Here is a 19368-nt window from a genome sequence, read left to right as displayed (position 1 = left end):
GGTCCGATCGGCGGCTGGAAGACGCCCGCTGGTGGTCGAGACAGCCATGTCAGGCGCCGGCCGCCCCGTGCAGCCGGACGGGGCGGCCTGTCCGCGCCTCGGCGGCGTCCGCCCGTGTCCGGCAATCCGCGATGGTCGCCCGGGCCGTGTCGATCGCGACCGCGGCGGCCGACATCGTCTTCGTGTCGGGCTCCCGCTCCCGGGCGTAGCGCACCACGTCCATGGCGAGCGCGTCGACCTCGACAGTGAGCGCCTCGATCGCCGCTGGGTCGCGCAGCGCCCGGGCCTGCCCGGCGATCTCCAGGAGCCGGTCCATGATCTCGTCGATCCGCTCGCGGCGCAGGCCGGCGAGGCGCTGCCGGATCCAGGCGAGCACCGACACAAGGCCGCCGGCCAGCGCGCCCAGGAGGTAGAGCGTGTCGCCGTAGCGCTCGATGAAGCCGTGCTGGTCGCGCTCGTAATAGTCGATCGCGCCGGGATGGATCGGGATGCGGGCGCTGGTCGCCGCCACGGTCGTGTCGTAGGCCGGGGCCTGGACGTACTCGGCGGCGTCGGTTCCTTGCGCGGCGGCGGTGCGCTTCTCGAAGAGCTGCTGGGTCACGTCGGCGGCCACCACGCGGCTCAGGGAGGCGCGCGCCATCAGCCGGTAGGAGGCGCCCACCGTCTTCACGTCGTCCGCCGGCAGCTTGGGACGGCCGCCGAACAGGCCCCCCGGGATCGTCACCGCCTGGAGCCGGGGAAAGCGCTCGATCACGGCGCCGTCGTCCTCCACGGCGACGAAGTCCACCCTGCCGCCGCGGGCGACCCCCTGCACCGCCGCCACCAGGGCCAGCGCCTTGGGTGCCGAGGGGGCGATGATGCTGACGAAGGCGTCGATCCGCTTCTCGCGGAAGGCGCCCGCCACCGCCTCCTGGTCGACCGGGACCAGCCGGACCGTGGAATCCCGCGCCGGGCCCTCCGCCTCCTCCAGGGTGAGGCCGTAATAGCCGAGGATGTTCCGCAGGAGCCAGAGGTCTGCGTCGCGGTGGGCCGCGATGCCGAGCCGCTTGCCGGCGAGCTTCGGGAAGCTCTTGATCCCGGCCTGTTCCGGGGAGGCGATCACCATCGCCTGATCGCGCAGGATCGCCAGGGTCAGCCCGTTCGTCGGCAGCAGGACGTCGGGGCGGACCACCGCGAGGTCGGCCCGGCCGTCCTGCAGGGCGGCGGCGCTCTCGCGCACGTCATCGAAGGACAGGATCTTCAGCCGGACGTTCTCGCGGCCGGCGTCGAGGGCGTCCGCGTAGGCCTTGATCAGGCCGGGCTCGGTGCCGTCGCGGGGGGCGACCGCGATGGTCAGGACCGTCGCCTGGAGCAGGACCCACGCCGCGACCCCGCCCGCGCCGAGGAGCGTGGCGCCCGCCAGCAGCAGGATCTCGCGGCGCAGGAGCCAGGCGGGGAGGGTCCACATCGCGCCGGGACCTCAGAACAGCGAGATCAGCACGATGCCGGCGACCATCACGGCGGCGCCGATCAGGCGCGGCGGCCCCGCCTTGACCTGCTTCATGCCGAACCAGCCGAAATGGTCCAGCGCCACCGAGGTCAGGAGGTTGGCGGTGATGAGCAGGCCGTTGAAGGCGCCGGCCCCGACCTTGTCGACGAAGAGCAGCCCGGCGAACACCGCCACCGCGCCGGTGATCCCGGCGAGCGGCATCCACCAGCGGACCCCCGCGATGTCCTCGCGGGTCGGCAGCGGCGAGGGCCGCAGCAGGAAGACCAGCGCGAACACGAACACCACGGGCACGAACGACACCGTGGCGGCGAGCCAGGGGTTCTCCAGGGCGCCCCGGAGCTGCGCGTTCCAGACGACGCCGATCGCCATGAGGGCGCCCGCCACGAGGATGAACGGGTAGAGCAGCTTGCCGCCGACGCCGGACTCGCCGCCGTCCTTCTTGCCGCCCGAGCGCGCGATGAAGGTGACGCCCACCGCCATCAGCAGGCCGCCGAGCCAGGGCATCGGCTTGAAACCCGCGGCCTGCAGGCCGAACAGCCCGAGCGCGTCCATCGCGAGCGAGGTGAGGATGTTGGCGGTGAGCGTCAGGCCGTTGAACGGCCCGGCGCCGACCTTGTCGATGAAGGCGAGGCCGCCGAACACCGCCACCGCGCCGGCGAGCCCCCCGAGCGGCGCGTACCAGGGCATCTTGCCGAGGGATTCGAGGCTCGGCAGCGGCGTCGGCATGGTGAGGAACAGGGTCGTGAACACGAAGACGATGGGCAGGAACGACACCGTCGCGGCGAGCCACGGGTTGACGAGCCTGCCGCGCAGCTGCGCGTTCATGGCGTTGCCGATCGCCTGCAGCGCGCCCGCCACCAGGATGAAGGGATAGAGGAGGGCAGCCGTCACGCGCGCGGACCTTGGGTTCGGGGGTCAGAGGAGGAGCAGGCCGGCCAGCGCCAGCACGAGGGCCGGGGGCATCACCAGCAGGCCGAGCTTGAGGAAGGTCCAGGCGCCGACATCCTGGCCCTCGCGGCGGATGGCGGTGAGCCACAGGATGGTCGCCAGCGAGCCCGTCACCGAGAGGTTGGGCCCCAGATCGACGCCGATCAGGATCGCGCCCGCCACCTTCTCGGGGACGTGGGAGGCCTGCACGGCGGCCCCCGCGATCAGGCCGGCCGGCAGGTTGTTGACGAGGTTGCACAGCACCGCGATCAGGCCGCCCGCGCCCCAGGCGGTGGCCTCCGGGGCGGCCTGTGCGTAGCCCTTGAGGAGATCGGCCAGCATGGCGAGCACGCCGGTCTTCTCCAGGGCCTCCACGAGCACGAACAGGCCGGCCACCAGCGGCAGCACGCTCCACGACACGTCCTTGGCCACCTCGACGAGGCCGCCGCGCTTGAGGAGCAGCACCACGATCGTGGTGGCGAGGCCGGCCACGAAGGTCGGCAGGCCGAGATCGAGGCCGAGCGCCGAGGCGCCGATCAGCACGCCGCCGGTCGCCACGATGCCGATCCCCGCCACGAGGCCGGTGCGGGTGAGCGCTACGGCCTCGACGTCGGTGGCGACCGTCTGGCCGCGCAGGGTCTTCGCCTGCGTCAGCCGCAGCACCGCGTAGGTCGTCACGATGGCGAGCAGGGAGGGCAGGGCGAACAGGCCGAGCCAGCGCACCAGCGGCGGCATGTGCTCGGCGAAGACCACGAGGTTGGCGGGGTTCGAGATCGGCAGCACGAAGCTCGCCGCGTTGGCGATGAAGGCGCAGATGAACAGGTAGGGAAGGGGGTTCTCCACCTTGGCGGCCTTGGTGGCCGCGTAGACGGCCGGGGTGAGCACCACCGCGCAGGCGTCGTTCGACAGGAACACCGTCACGACGGTGCCGACGAGGTAGACGAGAGTGAACAGCCGCGTCGCCGAGCCCTTGGCGGCGCGCACCGCGATTCCGGCGAGCCAGTCGAACAGGCCCTCCTTCCGGGCGACCTCCGACATCAGCATCATGCCGACGAGGAACAGGTAGACGTCGGTCCCCTTCAGCACGCCTTCCCAGGCGGTGGCGGGGGCGAGCAGGCCGAGGGCGACGAGGGCGCCGGCGCCGAGCACCGCCCAGATCGCCTCCGGCCAGGAGAACGGCCGCAGGATGACGCCGAGGGTCGCGAGGGCCGCGATCGCCCAGGTCGTGATGTTGGGGGTCAGCGTCAGCGCGCCCATCGGGTCCGGTCGTCCTCTATCGGGGTTTCGAATCGTGCGGTGCGGTGTGGAGCGCTTCGGGGCTGGGGACTACCAGTCCCGGCCGTGGCGGTTCGGGCCGAGCTGGTCGCCCCGGAGACCCTTCTCGGGCCAGGCGGAGAGCCGGTGGGCGTCGCTGCCGGGGCGGTCATGCGCGGGGGGCGGCACGAAGCTCGGGCCCACGGGCTCGATCACCTCGGTGTCGTCCGTGCCGGAGCCGTCCGCGACCGTGACGGCGAGGCGGCGCATGCCCTCCCGCCACGGGATCCGGGCATGGACCGTGCGGGGGCCATCGGGCCGCATCGGGTGGGGCGGACCGCCATCGACGCGCAGGTGGCAGCGCCAGTCGGCCTGCGGCCGGCCCGACAGCACGAGGGCCCGCACCGAGATCGTGCCGTCGGGCACGTCGAGGGGCGCGGTGGCGAGGCGCCGGTCGGCGGGGCTCGCGACCATGACGAAGGGCAGCGCCCGGTCGAGGGGCTTGAACCGCCAGCTCGTCACGGGCCCGTCGATCGCCGCGACCGCGTAGCCCACCGAGCCGTCCTCGTTCTGTCCGACCGAGCGGGCCGCCGCGTAGAGCGTGCGCCCGTCCGGGGCGAGCTCGTTGTAGTGGGTGTGGCCCATCTCGACGAGGCGCACGCCGTGGTGGCGGATCAGGCCGGAGAGTTCCTCCCGCTCGTCGGGCACGCGGAGGTCGTCCGGGTAGGTGTGGGTGAAGATCGCGCAGGGCAGGCCTCGTTCGTCCGCCTGGGCCAGCTCGTCGGCGAGCCACGCGAGCTGGCGCGGACCGAGGCGGAAATCGAGGCCGAACCCCTTCTCGCCGTAGCCGGCGCTGATCATGTCGAGGAACAGGCAGCGCACCCCCGCGACGGTCTCGGCGTAGTAGGTCTGCGTGACGGGCGCCGGGTCGCGCGGGCGGGGCAGGTCGTGCCGGAGCGCCGCGTGCCCGCCGCCGCGGGGGCTGCCGGCGACCGCGGCGAACAGGGCGCCGAAGTCCGTCATCGTGCCGTACTGGCGGTCGTGGTCCCCGGCGATCAGGCGCACCGGCAGGTCCGGGTGCCGGTCGAGCGCGTCGCGCAGGAGGGCGTACTGCTCCGCCCGGCCATCCTCGGCGAGGTCACCCGGCAGGTAGGCGAAGTCGAGGAGGCCGTTCCCGTGCAGGCCCGCCACCTCGGCGAGGATCGCCCGCAGGTCGTCGGCGTTGCGGTCGCCCGCCCGCTCCAGATGAAGGTCGCCGATATGCGCGAAGGCGAACACGCGGTGATGCCCGCTCATCGCGCGCCCGAGGTGCCGGATGCGACGGCATCCGACCTGCGCGATCCGTGAACCCCCTGAGCCATCGTACCCCCCGGACAGGCCCGACACCCCCGGCCGGAGATCGGCCGCGGCTGTTGCGACCGGCCTGACGTTTCGGACACGGCCGGGTTCCGGTGCTCGGAGGTGGCGTGCGGGAGCGGGCACCTACTTTTTCGTGATCGATGCTCCGAAGACGGGTCAGAGGCGGGAAGTGTCGGGAAAGCAGACACCTCGTGTCTTCTTCCCCGACATGCCTCGCGCCTTCGGGGACGACAGTTGCGCGGTCCGGGCAGAGCTCGCCGGGCGCGGGCAGAGACTTCCGCAGGCGGCTCAGTGCACGCGGCAGAACAGGTCCGGCAGGTAGCGCTCCAGCGTGTCGTGCCCCTCGAACTTCACGTCCACGGTGGGTGCGGCGCCGCCCGGCCGATGCACGCCCACCACCCGGCCGCGGGCATGGCGCCAGATCCCCAGGATCTCGGCGAGGTCGAGCCGCTCGAACACGACCTCGTCGCCCTGCGACATGGCCGGAGCGGGCCAGGCCGCCCGGTGAGGTCGGCGGGGTGCCGCATCCTCTCGGGAAGGCTCTTCCCCCGCCTCCCGGGACGCGGAGGAGGTTTCGTTCGCGGAGTGCTCGCGGAAGAGCATGATCTTCACTAAGCCGTTGCGATATCGTGATAATTGCAGCTGAAGCCGGATCCGGCAAGGCTTGTTCCGGCCCCGAGGGAGCGCTACCAATCCGGACGCGGCCGCGCCTGCGGCCAGGCGAATCGCGACCCGGGACCGTCCATGGGCACCTACCTCCCCGCGTTGGCCGGCGGCCTGCTGATCGGCGCATCGGCCGCGCTGCTGCTCCTCCTGAACGGCCGGATCGCCGGCATCAGCGGCCTCGTCGCGAGCCTCGGCCGCCCGGGCGGCCACCGCCTCGCCGATGCCGCCTTCCTGCTCGGCCTGGTCCTCGGGCCGCCGGCCTTCGCGCTGCTGGCCGGGCACTGGCCGGACATGCGGATCCAGGCCGGGTTGCCGGTCCTGGCGCTGGCCGGGCTGCTGGTCGGCTTCGGCACCCGCCTCGGCTCCGGCTGCACCTCCGGGCACGGCGTCTGCGGCCTTGCCCGGCTGTCGCCGCGGTCGATCGTGGCGGTGCTGGTGTTCCTCGCCACCGGCATGCTGACGGTCGCCGCCGTGCGGGGGCTGGCGTGAGCGCGGCCCTGCGCGTCGCCGTGGCCCTCGCGTCGGGGCTCATCTTCGGGCTCGGCCTCGCCCTGTCGGGGATGCTCGACCCGGCCCGCGTGCGCGGCTTCCTCGACGTCGCGGGCGCCTGGGATCCGACCCTCGTCTTCGTCCTCGGCGGCGCCGTCACGGTCTCGGGGCTGGGCTATTTCCTGAGCCGCCGCCGGTCCGGACCGGTGCTGGGGACCCGGTTCGATGGGCCCAGCAAGCGCCGGATCGACGCGCCGCTCGTCGGCGGGGCGGCCCTGTTCGGGATCGGCTGGGGGCTCTCGGGTTTCTGCCCCGGCCCGGCCGTCGCGGCGCTCTCCACGGGCGCGACCCCGGTCCTCGTCTTCGTCGCCGCCATGCTCGCCGGGATGGCGCTCCACGATCTCGGGCGCGGCGCTGCGGAGCGCCGGGGCACGGCCGCGCCGCCCCTGGATCCGCGCGGTGGAGGCACCCCGGCCTGAACCCAGTGGGTCGCAGCATTCCGATTTAAGAAATCGCGCGAGCGGAGATCGTTCGTATCGGCAGATCTCGATCTTTAGAATGTTCGGCCCGGTGTACTTGATCTAGACAGTGCTCAACAAGATCAGCCGGAGGCACTTGCGCCGTTCATCCTGCGGGATGGCCGGCCGTGCGCCGGTGCGCGCAGGAAGGCCGCCTCCGCGCACGATCCCGCCCTCCACACCCTACCCTGGCTCGATCGAGCCGCCGCGAGCCAGAGTTCCGCCCGATGACGTTCCTGCGTTTCCTCGCCGCCCTGGGACTCGCCCTCTGCGCAGTCTCGGCCCGGGCCGAGAGCCTCAAGATCGGCACCGTCCCGGGCGCCTACAGCGACGCCGCCCACGTGGCGGCCCGGGAGGCCAAGGCCCAGGGCCTCGACGTCCAGGTCATCGAGTTCAGCGACTGGACGACGCCGAACGTCGCGCTGGATGCCGGCGACGTCGACGTGAACTTCTTCCAACACCGGCCCTTCATGGAGAACGCCGCGAAGCAGAAGGGCTACCAGTTCGCGATCGTGGGCCTCGGGATCCTGCAGAATATCGGCCTGTATTCCCTGAAGCATAAGAGCTTCGCCGAGATCCCGACGGGCGGCACGGTGGCGATCGCCAACGATCCCGTGAACCAGGGTCGCGCCCTGCTGCTGCTCCAGAAGGCCGGGCTGATCACGCTGAAAGACGGGGTCGGCTTCCTCGGCACCCTCGACGACATCACCGCGAACCCCAAGACACTGCGATTCACCGAGGTCGAGGGGCCGCAACTCGTCCGGATCACCCGCGACGTCGATCTCGCACAGGGCTACCCGCACTTCATCGTGGCGTCCGGCAGCTTCGACCCGACCAGCGGCCTGATCTACTCCGGCATCGAGGACAAGCTCTTCGCCGTGAGCTTCGTCACCAAGGCGTCCCGCAAGGACGACCCGGCCATCGCCAAGTTCGTCAAGCTGTTCCAGAACTCGGACGCCGTGAAGCAGCAGATCCGCAAGTCCTTCGCCGACAGCGACAAGCTGTACCTGCTGGCGTGGCAGAACTGATGGTCGGCCTCGTCTTCGACAGGCTGGGCGATCCGGGCGACCGGATCGCCGCCGGACCGCGGCGCCGGACCGCCGCACAGGCGACCGTGACGACCTCGCCCGGCCGGGCCGCCGGCACGGTGCGGTTCGAGGCGGTCTCCAAGACCTACCGGACCGCCGCCGGGCCGGTCCAGGCCCTCGACGGCGTCGATCTCGCCATCCCGGCCGGGGCGATCTTCGGCATCATCGGCCGCTCGGGAGCGGGCAAGTCGAGCCTGCTGCGCACCGTCAACCGGCTGGAGTCACCGAGTTCCGGCCGGGTGCTCGTCGACGGCGCGCCCATCGACGCCCTCGACACGGACGGCCTCGTGGCCCTGCGCCGCCGCATCGGCATGATCTTCCAGCACTTCAACCTGCTGGCGGCCAAGACCGTCCGGCAGAACGTGGCGCTGCCGCTGTCGGTGGCGGGAATCCCCAGGGCCGAGATCGGCCCCCGGGTCGCGGAGGCGCTGCGCCTCGTCGGGCTGGAGGACAAGGCCGACACCTACCCGTCCCGGCTCTCGGGCGGGCAGAAGCAGCGGGTCGGCATCGCCCGGGCGCTCGTGAGCAGCCCCGAGATCCTGCTCTGCGACGAGGCGACCTCCGCCCTCGACCCGGAGACGACGCTGGCAATCCTCGACCTGTTGCGGGACATCAACCGCCGGCTCGGGATCACCGTCATCCTGATCACCCACGAGATGAGCGTGATCCGCGAGATCTGCAGCGACGTGGTGGTGCTGGAGGGAGGTCGCGTGGTCGAGACCGGGCCGGTCTGGCGCGTGTTCGGGGCGCCCGAGCACCCGACGACGCGGGCGCTCCTCGAGCCGCTCACCCGCGGCCTGCCGGCGGATCTGGCGGCCCGGCTGCAGCCCCACCCCGTGCCCGGCGGGTCCGCGATCCTGCGGATCACCTGTGCCGGGCAGGGCGCGCCCGACCTCACGGGCCTCGCGGCGGCCGCGGGGGCGCCGGTGCGATTGCTTCAGGCCGGCATCGAGCGGATCCAGGGCCACGCGGTCGGCCGGATGCTGGTCGCCGTGCCGGGGACGGATCCGGACGTGGCGGAGCGGCTGCGGGCGCTCGGCGGGGAGGTCGAGCGGCTTGGCTATGTCGGCCCGGACTTCGAGGCGGCGTGAGGCCGCCGGTGAGCCGCTGTAACCGACCCCAACCCGGAGCCCCGCCATGACCCCGCAGATGATCGACCGCCTCTGGCAGGCCTCCCTGGACACGCTGTTCATGGTCGGCATCTCGGCCGGGATCGCGGTGCTGGCCGGCATCCCGCTGGCGCTGTTCCTCGTCACCTCCGGGCCCGGCGGCATCTTCCCGGCACCGCGGGCCAACCGGGTGGTCGGCACCCTGGTCAACGGCTTCCGCGCCGTGCCCTTCATCGTGCTGCTGGTGGCGCTGATCCCGTTCACCCGGCTGGTCGCCGGCACCACCATCGGCGTCTGGGCGGCGATCGTGCCCCTCTCGGTGAGCGCCACCCCGTTCTTCGCCCGGATCGCCGAGGTCTCGCTCCGGGAGGTGGATGCCGGCCTGATCGAGGCGGCGCAATCCATCGGCTGCCGGCGCCGGCACATCCTCGCCCACGTGCTCCTGCCCGAGGCGCTGCCCGGCATCGTCGGCGGCTTCACCATCACGGTGGTGTCGATGATCGGCGCCTCCGCGATGGCGGGCGCGGTGGGCGCGGGCGGGCTCGGCGACGTTGCCATCCGGTACGGCTATCAGCGCTTCGACACCACCGTGATGATGGTGGTGATCGCGATCCTGATCGCCCTGGTCTGCCTCGTGCAGCTCGTGGGCGACACCGCGGTGCGGCGGCTGCGCGCCCGCTGACGGATCCGCATCCCCAGGCGATCCGCCCTGATCCTGCGACCGGGAGGCCGCCACCATGACCCTGCACCTGGACGATTCGGCCTCCGAAACCACCGGAGCGACGCCGGCTGGAAGGAAGCAGATCCTGTTGAACGCCTTCAACATGACCTGCGTGGGCCACATCAACCACGGCCTCTGGACCCATCCGCGCGACCGCTCGTCGGACTACAACACGCTGTCCTACTGGACCGGGCAGGCGAAGCTCCTGGAGCGCGGGCTGTTCGACGGCCTGTTCATCGCCGACATCATCGGCGTCTACGACATCTACGGCGGCGGCATCGACGTCACCGCCCGGGAGGCCGTGCAGCTGCCCGTCAACGACCCGACGCTGATGATCTCCGCCATGGCGGCGGTGACCGAGCATCTCGGCTTCGGCGTGACCATCAACGTCCACCAGGAGGCACCCTACACCTTCGCCCGCCGCCTCTCGACCCTCGACCATCTGACCGGCGGTCGGATCGGCTGGAACGTCGTCACCGGCTATCTCGACAGCGCCCATCGCGGCCAGAGCGGCGGCGCTTTGCCGGCGCACGACCGACGCTACGACTACGCGGACGAGTATCTGGAGGTGCTCTACCGGCTCTGGGAGGGAAGCTGGGACGACGCGGCCGTGCGCCGCGACCGGGAGGCCCGGGTGTTCAGCGATCCGGCCCATATCCGGCCGGTGGTGCATCGGGGCGAGTTCTTCTCGGTCGCGGGCTATCACCTGTCGGAGCCGTCGCCGCAGCGGACGCCGGTCCTCTACCAGGCGGGCGCCTCGGGCCGCGGCCGCGCCTTCGCGGGCCGCCACGCGGAATGCGTGTTCATCTCCGCCCGCGATCCGGCCACCGCCCGCGACGCGGTTCGCGCCATCCGGTCCGAGGCGGTCGCGGCCGGCCGGAAGCCCGACGACGTGAAGGTCTTCGTCGGCCTCGCGGTCATTCCCGGACGGACGCGCGCCGAGGCCGAGGCGAAGCGGGACGAGTACCTGCGCTACGCCAGCCCGGAGGCGGGCCTCGCGCATTTCTCCTCCTCCACGGGGATCGACTTCGCCCGCTACGGGCTCGACGAGCCGATCCCCTACGCGCCGGGCAACGCGATCCAGTCGGCCACCGCGGCGGCGGCCAAGCGCGGGCTGACGAAGCGCGACCTCCTCGCCGAACTGCAGCTCGGCGGCCGCTACGCGGTGCTCACCGGCGACGCGGTCTCGATCGCCGACGAACTGCAGGCCTGGATCACGGATGGCGAGGTCGACGGGTTCAACCTCAGCCGGATCGTCGTGCCGGAGAGCTTTTCCGATTTCATCGACATCGTGATCCCGGAGCTTCAGGACCGCGGCCTCTACAAGACCGCCTATGCCGAGGGCTCCCTGCGGGCCAAACTCTTCCGCCGGGGCGACCGGCTGCCCGGGCGCCACCCGGCCGACACCTTCCGGCACCCGGCCGCCGCGCGGTGAGCCGCCGCCTCACAGACTCTCGATCCAGTTGCGCAGGAGCGCCCCCGGACCGTGGCCCGGACCGGCCTCCAGCCGGTGAGGCGCGTCGCTGGGGATGAAGCCGAAGCGGCGTTTGAACGCGCGCCGGAAGGTCCGCTCGTCCGAGAAGCCGACCGCGTAGGCGACCTGCGAGATCCGCAGCGGCCGCGCCGGCTCGTGCCGGGCGAGCATCCGCATCGCCGCCATGAGGCGCCGGTCGCGGATATAGGTGACGATGCCGTTCGGCGCGAACAGGCGATACAGCGTCGAGCGCGACAGTCCCAGCCGCGCGGCGATCACCGCCGGCGTCAGCTTCGGGTTGCCGAGTTCCGCCTCGACGAGGCGCCGGACCCGGATCCGGACGTCCTGATGCGGGAACGGGCGCTCGTCCGCCTGCCCGCGCAACCAGCTGGCGCAGAGCTGGGTGATCGCCGCCGAGGCCGACAGGGCCTCGCGCCGGTCCAGCAGGTCGCCGCAGGCGACCACGTTCGCCACGAAGGTGTGGACCAGACGCCCGAACGGGTCGCCGTCATGATCGAGGGGGCGGCCGTGCAGGGCGTCCGGGTGGCAGCCCTGCTGCTCAAGCAGGGAGCGGGGGATCAGGACGTTCGTGGCGTCCACCGGACCGGCCACGATGCGCACCGGCTGCGCGAGGTCGAAGACGATGCACTGCACCTCGGTGACGGGATGGACGCACCGCTCCGTCTCCACGCGGCTCTGCCCGCTGCGGTAGAACTGCAGCAGGATGTGGTCGAGGCCCTGCTGGGTGACCATCTCCCGCGACCGCACCAGCGTGTGGGCCGGCGCGATCACGTCGCCGACGATGAGATCGCCGAGATGGTAGCTGCGCATCGCGATCGGGCGCGTCAGATCGGTCTCGGGCCGGAAGCCGACCGCGAAGACCGGTGCCAGATGCTCCCGCCATGCCTGACCGAGCGCGTTCGGATCATCGGGTGGCTCGAAGCGCAGGCAGGCGATCCCGGCTCCCTGCGTCTCCTCGATCTCCGTTGAGGCCGGGGCGGAGCCGGACTTGTCAGAGGACATCTGCGAGGCCGTCACATGAGAACACGCGGCCGGCATCCGGCCGAAACGCCGATCGCGCGTTCCGGCCATCCCACGGGTGCCTGACGGTAAACTGGGAAGACGCAGGGATCATCCGGCATCGGAAATCGAGGGCCTGCAGATGGAGCGGAGACGAGCGGACATGGCAATCCGACTTTCGTCTTGACCCATACCTGCAAAGACGGTCCGATAGCCACGATCGCGTGGCATGAAAACCGTCCGCTGTTTTGATGCATCGCCCGGGAATCTTGCGTCTCAAGGACGTCGCCGGCCGTGCCAGATTCGCCCACGAATCCAGCCCGAGACGGCGGGGGCGAGATGCAGGGCTCAAGGCCCGAACGAGGCGCGAGACATCGCATCGCGGCCGGAAAAGCTGATCGTAGCCTGACTTCGGCCTTCAACGCGCGGGCTGCGAACCGTCGGCCTCGACGCTGCGCATGGGGCGGCGCCGGTCAATGCCACACGGAATTGGGGCCTCGCCGCATGGTTAATGTTTCACGTGAAACGTGGCCTTATCCGTCGGTCACGACGAGACACGGCCCGGTGCCGTGATCGAGCCGCTGTGTGATCCCCGGGCCTCTCAGGATGACGGGGTGGGTCGGAGGGTCGATCCGAGACTTCCGGATTTTATATCGTGTGTTGTCCCCTCGGTACGCAGCGGATCTGGAGCGCTGGCCATGGCAGCTCGATCTGCGCACGAATGGGTCTGCCACGTCACACCGCATCGTCACGCCGCATCATTGTTATCGATGCGCCCGGCTCATGCATGTGATTGACAGGTCGATGCCGGCCGAAGTCCTGACGATCGAAGTCCCTGGAGACTCTGTGTGGCCCTGAATTCCGCTCGGGACGCCCTGCACCTCGTCGTCGTTGGAGGTGGGTTCACCGGCGCGGCGCTCGCCATCCACGCGGTGCGGGCGGCGAACCGGCCGCTCGACATCACCGTGCTGGAGCCCCGGGCCGAACTCGGGCGCGGCATCGCCTACAGCACGCGGGATCCGAACCACCGCATCAACGTGCCGAGCGACCGCATGGACATCGCCGCTGCGGCATCGGGGGCGGCATCCGCATGGTTCCGGGCGCGCGGCCTCCTGAACGGCGCGGGGGAGGACGACAGCTATGTTCCCCGGGCGACCTACGGCGCCTATCTGGCTGACCTGGTCCGGCGAACCTGCGAGGCGGCCGGGGATCGGGTGCGCCTGCGCCATCGGCGGACGATCGCCACCGCGGTGATACCGCAGGACCGGGGCTGGCGGGTGGAGACCGGGACCGGCGCGGCGGTCGCGGCCGATCGCGTCGCGCTCTGCTTCGGCCACGGGCTTCCGGCCCCGCCGTGCCCCCTCGGCCCCGGCGTCGCCGCGAGCCGCGGCTTCATTCCGAACCCCTGGGCGGACGATGCCCTGGCGGCACTCGGTCCCGACGCCTCGGTCCTGATCGTCGGCACCGGCCTGACCATGGCCGACGCGGTGACGAGCCTGCGCGCCAACGGCCATCGCGGCCCGATCACCGCGCTGTCGCGGCGGGGCCTCCTGCCCCAGGCGCACGGCGTCTTCCTGACCACCCTCGACGTGCTGGGCGTCCGCCGTCCGGAGACGGCCCTGGAACTGCTGCGCCACCTCCGGCGACAGGCCGCGGCGGTCGATCCGGCCCTTGGCTGGCAGCCCGTCGTCGATTCCTTCCGCAAGGTCCTGCCGGATGTCTGGGCAACCCTGCCGCCCGGCGAGAAGCGCCGCCTCGTCCGGCATCTCCTGCCGTACTGGGAGGTGCACCGGTTCCGCATCGCGCCGCAGATCGCGGCCGGCCTCGCCCGGGCGCGGGCGGAGGGACATCTCATCGTCGCGCGGGCCGCGGTGACGGGGCTGCGGCTCTCCGGGGACGGGCGCCTCGCGGCCGAGCTGCGCCGGGGCGGCAGGCCGGAGCAGCGCCTGTTCGACGCGGTGGTGCTCTGCACCGGGCCGCAGCGCGACAGCGCGCGCAATCCGCTGGTGGCCGGCCTGTTCGCGGCCGGCACCGCACGGCGCGACGCGGCCGACCTAGGCCTCGCCGTCGATCGATGCAGCCGCGTGCTGGATGCGGCGGGAGCACGCCAACCCGGCCTCTACGCCTTCGGCCCGATGACCCGGGGCAGCTTCGGCGAGATGACCGGCGCCGCCGACATCGCCCACCACATCGAAGCCGTGGTCGGCGGGCTGCTCGCCCCGGTCCGGTAGCGGCGCCTCAGCCGAACAGGGCGCGCGCCACCGCCTGCGGATCGATCGGCTTCTGACAGAGGGCCACGGCCCCGTGGGGCGGTGGCACGGTGCCGGGATCGTAGCCGGTGGCGAACAGGAACGGCACGCCGCGCGCCTGCAGGGCGTCGGCGACGGGGTAGACGAGTTCATCCTGCAGGTTGATGTCGAGCACCGCCCCGTCGATCGTGTCCGTGCGGGCGATCAGCGTCAGCGCCTCGTCCACGCTGGGGACGGGGCCGATAACCTGGGCACCGCCCTCCTCGAACCAGCTCTTGAGATCGACGGCGATGAAGTAATCGTCCTCGACCAGCAGGACCCGCCTGCCGGTGAGGGAGTGGGCAGAAGCGGTCACGCGGTTCTCCCTGTGGCTTCTCCGTCGGGGAGGGGGAGGTTGATGGTGCAGTGGAGCGCAGTGTCGCTCAGCGCGTAGCGGGTCTTCGCCTTGAGCGCGTAGGGCAGGGCCCGCTCGATCAGTTCGCGCCCGTACCCGCCCTGCGTGACCGGGCTCTGGCCGTCCCGCGCGCGGACGAGGCCCTCTTCCACCCATTCCATGTGGAGCCGGCCGCCATCCTCCGCCCTGCAGGTCCGCCACGTCACGCTCAGGCGTCCGTGCGGCGTGGTCAGGGCGCCGTATTTGAGCGCGTTGGTCGCCAGCTCGTGCAGGGCGAGCGCGAAGGTCTGCACCGTCGCCTTGCGCAGGCGCACCACCGGCCCGTCGAGCCGGATCCGCGCCTCCAGGGCCGGGGCATCGAGGGCGGCGAGTTCGGTCTCGATCAGGGCCCGCAGCGTGATCGGCTCTTGATCCGAGCGCGACAGCAGACCCTGGACGCGCGAGAGCGCGGACAGCCGGTCGTTGAACTGCTCCTTGAAGCGCTCGCCCGGCCCGGTCACCGCCATCGTCTGCTTGGCGATGGCGCGGACGACGCCGAGGAGGTTGCGGGTGCGGTGCTGCAGCTCGGCGACCATGACCTGCTGCTGCTCCTGGAACTGGCGCAGGTCGTCGATGTCGGTGGACGTGCCGAGCCACTCGACGATCCGGCCCTGGCCGTCGCGCACCGCCGTGGCACGGGTCTGGAACCAGCGGTAGCGCTTCGCGCCGACGTTGCAGAGCCGGTGCTCGTACGAGAGGTGGCCGCTGACGGCCGCGTCCCGCCACGCCGCCTGGGCGGTCGCGACGTCATCGGGATGGACCGCCTCGAGCCAGCCCCAGCCGAGGCTCCCGCTGTCGCTCTGGCCGGTATAGGCGAGCCATTGCGGGCTCGACCAGATGCAGGTGCCGTCGATCGCGGCGCGCCAGACCAGTTGCGGGATGCCCTGGGTCAGTGTGCGGAACAGCGCCTCGCTCTCGCGCAGGCGCCGCTCGGCCAGCACCCGCTCGGTGCTCTCGACCACGATCGCGATGACGCCGGCGGGGCGCCCGGCCTCGTCGAAGACCGGCGAGTAATCGAGGTTCATCCAGACCGGCTCGGGCCGGCCGTAGCGATGGAGGGTGAGTTCCTGGTCGCGATAGGAGAGCGTTCCGCCGGCCAGCCCGACGCGCATCACGTGGTCGTTGAACGCGGCGACTTCCGGCCAGCCCTCGCGCACCTTGGAGCCGAGGAGTTGCGGATGTCGGCCGCCCGCGAAGCCCGAATAGGCATCGTTATAGATCATGATCCCGTCCGGCCCCCACAGCAGCACGATCGGCACCGGCGACAGCAGCAGCGTCCGCACCGCGAAGATCAGGCTCTGGGGCCAAGTGTGGATCGGGCCCAGGGGGGTCCGGCTCCAGTCGTAGGTGCGGACGAGATCGGACAGCTCGCCGCAGCCGCCGGGGAGGATCCAGGCCTCCCGCCCATGGAGGCCGGCGGTCTGATCGGCTGACGGGTCGAGCGCAGGACGGGCAGAGATGGCGGCGATCCCGCGGCAGGCATGAAGGCGCCGTGGGGGCACCGGCCGGACCGGCCGAGCCGCCGATCCGGCCGCGACGCTACTATACGGCGATTTCCCTGTGTAGGGTCCAGCGGCTCCGCGACGCCTGGATCAGGCCGCGGCCCTCTCGACGGCCTCGGCGAGGCGGCTCGCGGCCTCGTCGCCCTTGTAGATCTCGTCCACCGCCTGCTTGAGCCTGGACGCGTCCTCCGTGCGGCCGAGGGCCTTGGCGTAGGCGGCCGCCGAACCGAATCCGGCCAGGCCGTAATGCGACATGCGCTGGTACTGCGCGATGATCGCCACGTCGCGCAGCTTGCCGTCGCCTGGGGCTTCCTTGACGCCGTGCTTCAAGGCCTCGGCCACGAGGCCCTCCATGCCCTTGCAATGCTCGGGCTTGGTCTCGCCGCCATTGGCCTGGATCAGGCTCTTCAGCACGTCGGTGTGCTTCTGGATCCCGCCCACCGCGTGATCCAGCATCTGCTTCAGCTTGGCGTCGCTGACCTGACCGCCGAGCTGTTGCACGGCCCTCACCATCTGATCGTTGGCCGACCAGAGATCCTGCATCTCGTCGAGGTAGATCTCTTTCAGGCTGCCGGGTGCCGACATCGATGCCTCCTGATGGGTTGCCGATGCCCGGTGAACCCCGGTCGGGAAGCGGTGTTCCGGGACGCGTCCGGGGGCGCCGTCAGGCGCCGCGATAGCCCCAGGCGCCATTGCCGGACGGGCTCTCGTGCCGGGGCTGCGCGCCGGTCGTGGTGTCGAAGGCGCCCATGTCGCCGGGTTCGGACTGGCCCGGCGAGCGGGCTCCCTGCGCCCGCTTCGCCACCGGCTCCGGCGGATAGGGGCGGCCACCCGGGGGATCCTCGGCAAGGGTCTCGCGGGCGGGACCCGGGTCGGATTCGGGCATCGCGGCCTCTTGGTCGTGGGACGGTCGTTCTGGGGAAGGCTCCGCGGCCGACCCGGTTCCGGCTCCCGGCACGATGCCCCGGCCCGCCGTTCCCGCATCGTCCATTCCCGAGCGCCGGCGCCCTTCCTTGCGGCCTGAAACTCTAGCCGTTCTCCGGGAAGCGCCGGGCGAACCAGTCCCGCAGGATCTGGCGCTCGTAATAGAGGCCGCCGGTGGAGAAGCGCGGGTTGGACGTCAGCAGGAAGTTGATGTCGGTGACCGTATCCTCGCCCTGCGCGACGATACGGCCGCCACGGCGCAGGGTGTAGGCGAGGCGGATCCGCGGCGGCGTCGCGTCGGTCACCACCCTGAGGCCCGTCGGCGTCGAGAAACCCGGGCGGTCGAAACCCGCGAGGTCGACGTCGAGGACGGTGATGTCGAGCCGCTCCCCGGGCCGGAGGCGGGCGTTGCCGAGATCCTGGAAGATCCGGGTCAGCTCCGCCAGGGTGACCCGGAGCGGCAGCCCGGATCCGAACCGGTTCTCGGCATCGGTGAAGCGCTCCGGTGCGGCATAGCGCACTTGCACGTCCGCCAGCGCCGGCCCGGCGCTCAGCAACGCCGCGAGGGTGAGACCGGCCCAGGCACCGGAAGCGCGCGTCTTCATCCCGAACCTCGTCCCGCCTGTGCCGATCGCGGCGGCCGGGCCGGGCACCGCTCGTCGGTGAGAACCGCCTGATGCCTCCGCCGTTTCCGCATTCCGGTCAGCCGCGGCCTGCGACGCGATGGCCGCGGGGGCGTTCATAGTCTCGCCGTGTTCCGGGCGCCACGTGGCGACTTCAGCCCGGAAGGGCCCCCAGTTCTGGGAGAACGACGGCATGATGAACTCTGTCCTGGCCCTGCTCACGGTCGTCGTGGTCCTGGCGGTCACCGCGCTGATCAAGCTGCCGCTCCTGCCGTTCCGGCTCATCGGCCGCCTCGTGCGGAGCCGTCCGGCCGCCGCCTGACCGGACGGGTCACGGCGCCGCGTCGATGGTGAAGGCCATCCCGCGGCCCGGACCGTGGTCGGAATAATCGACGAGCGCCAAGCCGCGCTCGGCCAGCGTCGCCGCGACGGTCTCCCGCTCCTTGCGCACCATCTGGCCAACCGCGAGGGGCGTCAGCCGCGGGCTCGCCCGGCGCAGCTGATCGACCGCGATGCTGGCTGGCACGCCCTCGCCCTCGGCGATCCGCGCGAGGGCGAGGCCCAGATCCCGGGCCTTCGTCTCGGCAGCCGTCTTCGGCTTGAAACCCATCCTGCTTCTCCTTCTCTCCGGTCCGAGTCTCTCCGGTCCAGGTCTCTCAGACCCAAGAGCCGGTCCCGCTCACGCGGCCCGGGCGTCGACGTTCACGTCCGGAAAGGCCTTGATCCAGACCCGCCGTCCGCGCGCGTCGTAGACCTCGACCTGCCAGCCGGACCAATCGAACCGCTCCACGACCCGCTCCATCAGGGCGAGCGCCACCCGCTCGGCGTGGACCCGCATCTGCGCCGCGTTCGGCAGCCGACTGCCCCTCAGGTCGGTCACCAGCTCGTGGCCGTCCGTGCAGTGGAAGCGGTAAAGCCGCATCGGCATTGACGTTTCCTCGATCAATCCACAGCGCTCCACCGCGATCCGAAAACGCGTCGCTCCGCCGGTTGAACTACCCGGGCCAATGCGCTTTGTTCATGAAATGTTCTAATCGGATTCGAGCCGCGATGCACGCAGATCCCGATGATGCGCCTGTGGAGATTCGTCTCAGGGAGGCCGAGCTGATCGCCGGCGCTTACCATCGGGCGGCGCGGGGCAATGTCTGGGGGGCCCTGGTGGCGGCCATCGCGGACGCACTCGCCGACCTCGACGAGGCGGAGCGCTGCATCGCGCGGCAGGGCGCGTTGGTCTCGCGCGGCTATGCCCGCGGGCGAACGGGCGCGCGCGGGTCTGTCCTAACCCCGCACCTGGATCGGCGGTGACGGCGGTTCGGGCGCGTCGGAGGCTCTCGTTCCGCTGCGGCGCGCATCCGCCGTCCGTCATCCCGGCGCGGCCCCGGGGGGCCGGCCGGGACAGGAAGACCGTTCAGGCGGCCCGGCCCTTGCGCTCGCGCTCGGCCATGGCGCCGGGCTGTCCGAGGCCGATGGCCTTGGCGAGGGCGGAGCGCTGCTCGGCGTAGCTGGGGGCGACCATCGGGTAG

23 protein-coding genes are annotated in these 19368 nt (G+C 71.6%); 9 read left to right on the top strand and 14 right to left on the bottom strand.

What is annotated here, in order from left to right; all coding sequences use genetic code 11:
* Positions 1-49 precede the first annotated feature (49 nt).
* The 5 genes from ACLBX9_RS21155 to ACLBX9_RS21135 all read right to left on the bottom strand — a co-directional run bounded on the left by ACLBX9_RS21155 (position 50) and on the right by ACLBX9_RS21135 (position 5509).
* Positions 50-1447, bottom strand: a complete 1398-nt coding sequence (locus tag ACLBX9_RS21155; protein ID WP_447720319.1) for a TAXI family TRAP transporter solute-binding subunit — start codon at positions 1445-1447, stop codon at positions 50-52.
* A gap of 12 nt (positions 1448-1459) precedes the next feature.
* Positions 1460-2380: a DMT family transporter gene (locus tag ACLBX9_RS21150; protein ID WP_010687594.1), complete on the bottom strand. Its 921-nt coding sequence runs from the start codon at positions 2378-2380 to the stop codon at positions 1460-1462.
* 24 nt (positions 2381-2404) lie between these two features.
* Positions 2405-3673 carry an arsenic transporter gene (locus ACLBX9_RS21145; RefSeq protein WP_010687593.1) on the bottom strand — a complete coding sequence of 423 codons (1269 nt, stop codon included), beginning with the start codon at positions 3671-3673 and terminating at the stop codon, positions 2405-2407.
* A gap of 69 nt (positions 3674-3742) precedes the next feature.
* A complete protein-coding gene (locus tag ACLBX9_RS21140; RefSeq protein ID WP_447720318.1) occupies positions 3743-4966 on the bottom strand; it encodes a metallophosphoesterase family protein in 1224 nt (407 codons plus the stop codon).
* 351 nt (positions 4967-5317) lie between these two features.
* Complete coding sequence (locus tag ACLBX9_RS21135; protein ID WP_447720317.1) at positions 5318-5509, bottom strand: hypothetical protein; 192 nt, start codon at positions 5507-5509, stop codon at positions 5318-5320.
* 264 nt (positions 5510-5773) lie between these two features.
* On the opposite strand from ACLBX9_RS21135, the gene ACLBX9_RS21130 reads away from it, so the two are divergent.
* From ACLBX9_RS21130 to ACLBX9_RS21105, 6 genes are all read left to right on the top strand, one after another.
* Positions 5774-6184 carry a YeeE/YedE family protein gene (locus tag ACLBX9_RS21130; RefSeq protein WP_010687590.1) on the top strand — a complete coding sequence of 137 codons (411 nt, stop codon included), beginning with the start codon at positions 5774-5776 and terminating at the stop codon, positions 6182-6184.
* A complete protein-coding gene (locus tag ACLBX9_RS21125) occupies positions 6181-6663 on the top strand; it encodes a DUF6691 family protein (RefSeq protein ID WP_447720316.1) in 483 nt (160 codons plus the stop codon). Before ACLBX9_RS21130 ends, ACLBX9_RS21125 begins: the two co-directional genes overlap by 4 nt.
* A 266-nt stretch (positions 6664-6929) precedes the next feature.
* Complete coding sequence (locus ACLBX9_RS21120) at positions 6930-7730, top strand: MetQ/NlpA family ABC transporter substrate-binding protein (protein WP_010687588.1); 801 nt, start codon at positions 6930-6932, stop codon at positions 7728-7730.
* Positions 7730-8881, top strand: a complete 1152-nt coding sequence (locus ACLBX9_RS21115) for a methionine ABC transporter ATP-binding protein (RefSeq protein WP_447720334.1) — start codon at positions 7730-7732, stop codon at positions 8879-8881. The genes ACLBX9_RS21120 and ACLBX9_RS21115 overlap by 1 nt, the downstream gene beginning before the upstream one ends.
* Positions 8882-8927: 46 nt before the next feature.
* Positions 8928-9581, top strand: coding sequence for a methionine ABC transporter permease (locus ACLBX9_RS21110; protein WP_010687586.1), 654 nt, complete (start codon positions 8928-8930; stop codon positions 9579-9581).
* Between the two features lie 55 nt (positions 9582-9636).
* Positions 9637-11055: an LLM class flavin-dependent oxidoreductase gene (locus ACLBX9_RS21105; RefSeq protein WP_447720315.1), complete on the top strand. Its 1419-nt coding sequence runs from the start codon at positions 9637-9639 to the stop codon at positions 11053-11055.
* A 9-nt stretch (positions 11056-11064) separates the two neighbouring features.
* Here ACLBX9_RS21105 and ACLBX9_RS21100 read toward each other — a convergent pair whose 3' ends face one another.
* Complete coding sequence (locus ACLBX9_RS21100) at positions 11065-12117, bottom strand: helix-turn-helix domain-containing protein (protein WP_447720314.1); 1053 nt, start codon at positions 12115-12117, stop codon at positions 11065-11067.
* Positions 12118-12962: 845 nt separating this feature from the next.
* Between ACLBX9_RS21100 and ACLBX9_RS21095 the strand changes: the two genes are divergently transcribed.
* Entirely contained in the window at positions 12963-14345 is a 1383-nt protein-coding gene (locus tag ACLBX9_RS21095; protein WP_447720313.1) for an FAD/NAD(P)-binding protein, read from the top strand.
* A 7-nt stretch (positions 14346-14352) separates the two neighbouring features.
* On the opposite strand, the gene ACLBX9_RS21090 is transcribed toward ACLBX9_RS21095, so the two are convergent.
* The 5 genes from ACLBX9_RS21090 to ACLBX9_RS21070 all read right to left on the bottom strand — a co-directional run bounded on the left by ACLBX9_RS21090 (position 14353) and on the right by ACLBX9_RS21070 (position 17827).
* A complete protein-coding gene (locus ACLBX9_RS21090) occupies positions 14353-14718 on the bottom strand; it encodes a response regulator (protein WP_010687582.1) in 366 nt (121 codons plus the stop codon).
* Entirely contained in the window at positions 14715-16187 is a 1473-nt protein-coding gene (locus ACLBX9_RS21085) for a sensor histidine kinase (RefSeq protein WP_085988074.1), read from the bottom strand. The genes ACLBX9_RS21090 and ACLBX9_RS21085 overlap by 4 nt, the downstream gene beginning before the upstream one ends.
* A 201-nt stretch (positions 16188-16388) precedes the next feature.
* The gene (locus ACLBX9_RS21080) at positions 16389-16883 is read right to left on the bottom strand and encodes a YciE/YciF ferroxidase family protein (RefSeq protein WP_010687580.1); all 495 of its coding nucleotides are present in this window, start codon (positions 16881-16883) and stop codon (positions 16389-16391) included.
* Between the two features lie 79 nt (positions 16884-16962).
* Entirely contained in the window at positions 16963-17184 is a 222-nt protein-coding gene (locus ACLBX9_RS21075; RefSeq protein WP_447720312.1) for a hypothetical protein, read from the bottom strand.
* A 142-nt stretch (positions 17185-17326) separates the two neighbouring features.
* On the bottom strand, positions 17327-17827 hold the full coding sequence (locus ACLBX9_RS21070) for a DUF3016 domain-containing protein (RefSeq protein WP_447720311.1): 501 nt from the start codon (positions 17825-17827) through the stop codon (positions 17327-17329).
* 211 nt (positions 17828-18038) lie between these two features.
* Between ACLBX9_RS21070 and ACLBX9_RS21065 the strand changes: the two genes are divergently transcribed.
* A complete protein-coding gene (locus ACLBX9_RS21065; RefSeq protein ID WP_010687577.1) occupies positions 18039-18167 on the top strand; it encodes a hypothetical protein in 129 nt (42 codons plus the stop codon).
* A 9-nt stretch (positions 18168-18176) separates the two neighbouring features.
* On the opposite strand, the gene ACLBX9_RS21060 is transcribed toward ACLBX9_RS21065, so the two are convergent.
* Both ACLBX9_RS21060 and ACLBX9_RS21055 read right to left on the bottom strand, forming a co-directional pair.
* Positions 18177-18455: a hypothetical protein gene (locus tag ACLBX9_RS21060; protein WP_010687576.1), complete on the bottom strand. Its 279-nt coding sequence runs from the start codon at positions 18453-18455 to the stop codon at positions 18177-18179.
* A 69-nt stretch (positions 18456-18524) separates the two neighbouring features.
* The gene (locus tag ACLBX9_RS21055) at positions 18525-18773 is read right to left on the bottom strand and encodes a DUF6894 family protein (RefSeq protein WP_447720310.1); all 249 of its coding nucleotides are present in this window, start codon (positions 18771-18773) and stop codon (positions 18525-18527) included.
* Positions 18774-18895: 122 nt separating this feature from the next.
* Here ACLBX9_RS21055 and ACLBX9_RS21050 point away from each other — a divergent pair, with 122 nt between their 5' ends.
* Positions 18896-19150: a hypothetical protein gene (locus ACLBX9_RS21050; protein WP_447720309.1), complete on the top strand. Its 255-nt coding sequence runs from the start codon at positions 18896-18898 to the stop codon at positions 19148-19150.
* Between the two features lie 103 nt (positions 19151-19253).
* On the opposite strand, the gene ACLBX9_RS21045 is transcribed toward ACLBX9_RS21050, so the two are convergent.
* On the bottom strand, positions 19254-19368 hold a 115-nt coding region (locus ACLBX9_RS21045; RefSeq protein ID WP_447720333.1), incomplete at its 5' end, for a MucR family transcriptional regulator.

The sequence above is a fragment of the Methylobacterium sp. A49B genome, from assembly GCF_053346215.1.
This window is presented reverse-complemented; position numbering and strand designations above follow the sequence as displayed.

What these genes read in the sequence shown, in the direction of transcription:
- ACLBX9_RS21140 (WP_447720318.1), bottom strand. Translation starts at nt 4,966, where the DNA reads ATGAGCGGGCATCACCGCGTGTTCGCCTTCGCGCATATCGGCGACCTT.
- ACLBX9_RS21120 (WP_010687588.1), top strand. Translation starts at nt 6,930, where the DNA reads ATGACGTTCCTGCGTTTCCTCGCCGCCCTGGGACTCGCCCTCTGCGCA.
- ACLBX9_RS21130 (WP_010687590.1), top strand. Translation starts at nt 5,774, where the DNA reads ATGGGCACCTACCTCCCCGCGTTGGCCGGCGGCCTGCTGATCGGCGCA.
- ACLBX9_RS21115 (WP_447720334.1), top strand. Translation starts at nt 7,730, where the DNA reads ATGGTCGGCCTCGTCTTCGACAGGCTGGGCGATCCGGGCGACCGGATC.
- ACLBX9_RS21055 (WP_447720310.1), bottom strand. Translation starts at nt 18,773, where the DNA reads ATGCCGATGCGGCTTTACCGCTTCCACTGCACGGACGGCCACGAGCTG.
- ACLBX9_RS21135 (WP_447720317.1), bottom strand. Translation starts at nt 5,509, where the DNA reads ATGTCGCAGGGCGACGAGGTCGTGTTCGAGCGGCTCGACCTCGCCGAG.
- ACLBX9_RS21145 (WP_010687593.1), bottom strand. Translation starts at nt 3,673, where the DNA reads ATGGGCGCGCTGACGCTGACCCCCAACATCACGACCTGGGCGATCGCG.
- ACLBX9_RS21050 (WP_447720309.1), top strand. Translation starts at nt 18,896, where the DNA reads ATGCACGCAGATCCCGATGATGCGCCTGTGGAGATTCGTCTCAGGGAG.
- ACLBX9_RS21155 (WP_447720319.1), bottom strand. Translation starts at nt 1,447, where the DNA reads ATGTGGACCCTCCCCGCCTGGCTCCTGCGCCGCGAGATCCTGCTGCTG.
- ACLBX9_RS21065 (WP_010687577.1), top strand. Translation starts at nt 18,039, where the DNA reads ATGATGAACTCTGTCCTGGCCCTGCTCACGGTCGTCGTGGTCCTGGCG.
- ACLBX9_RS21070 (WP_447720311.1), bottom strand. Translation starts at nt 17,827, where the DNA reads ATGAAGACGCGCGCTTCCGGTGCCTGGGCCGGTCTCACCCTCGCGGCG.
- ACLBX9_RS21110 (WP_010687586.1), top strand. Translation starts at nt 8,928, where the DNA reads ATGACCCCGCAGATGATCGACCGCCTCTGGCAGGCCTCCCTGGACACG.
- ACLBX9_RS21060 (WP_010687576.1), bottom strand. Translation starts at nt 18,455, where the DNA reads ATGGGTTTCAAGCCGAAGACGGCTGCCGAGACGAAGGCCCGGGATCTG.
- ACLBX9_RS21075 (WP_447720312.1), bottom strand. Translation starts at nt 17,184, where the DNA reads ATGCCCGAATCCGACCCGGGTCCCGCCCGCGAGACCCTTGCCGAGGAT.
- ACLBX9_RS21100 (WP_447720314.1), bottom strand. Translation starts at nt 12,117, where the DNA reads ATGTCCTCTGACAAGTCCGGCTCCGCCCCGGCCTCAACGGAGATCGAG.
- ACLBX9_RS21080 (WP_010687580.1), bottom strand. Translation starts at nt 16,883, where the DNA reads ATGTCGGCACCCGGCAGCCTGAAAGAGATCTACCTCGACGAGATGCAG.
- ACLBX9_RS21105 (WP_447720315.1), top strand. Translation starts at nt 9,637, where the DNA reads ATGACCCTGCACCTGGACGATTCGGCCTCCGAAACCACCGGAGCGACG.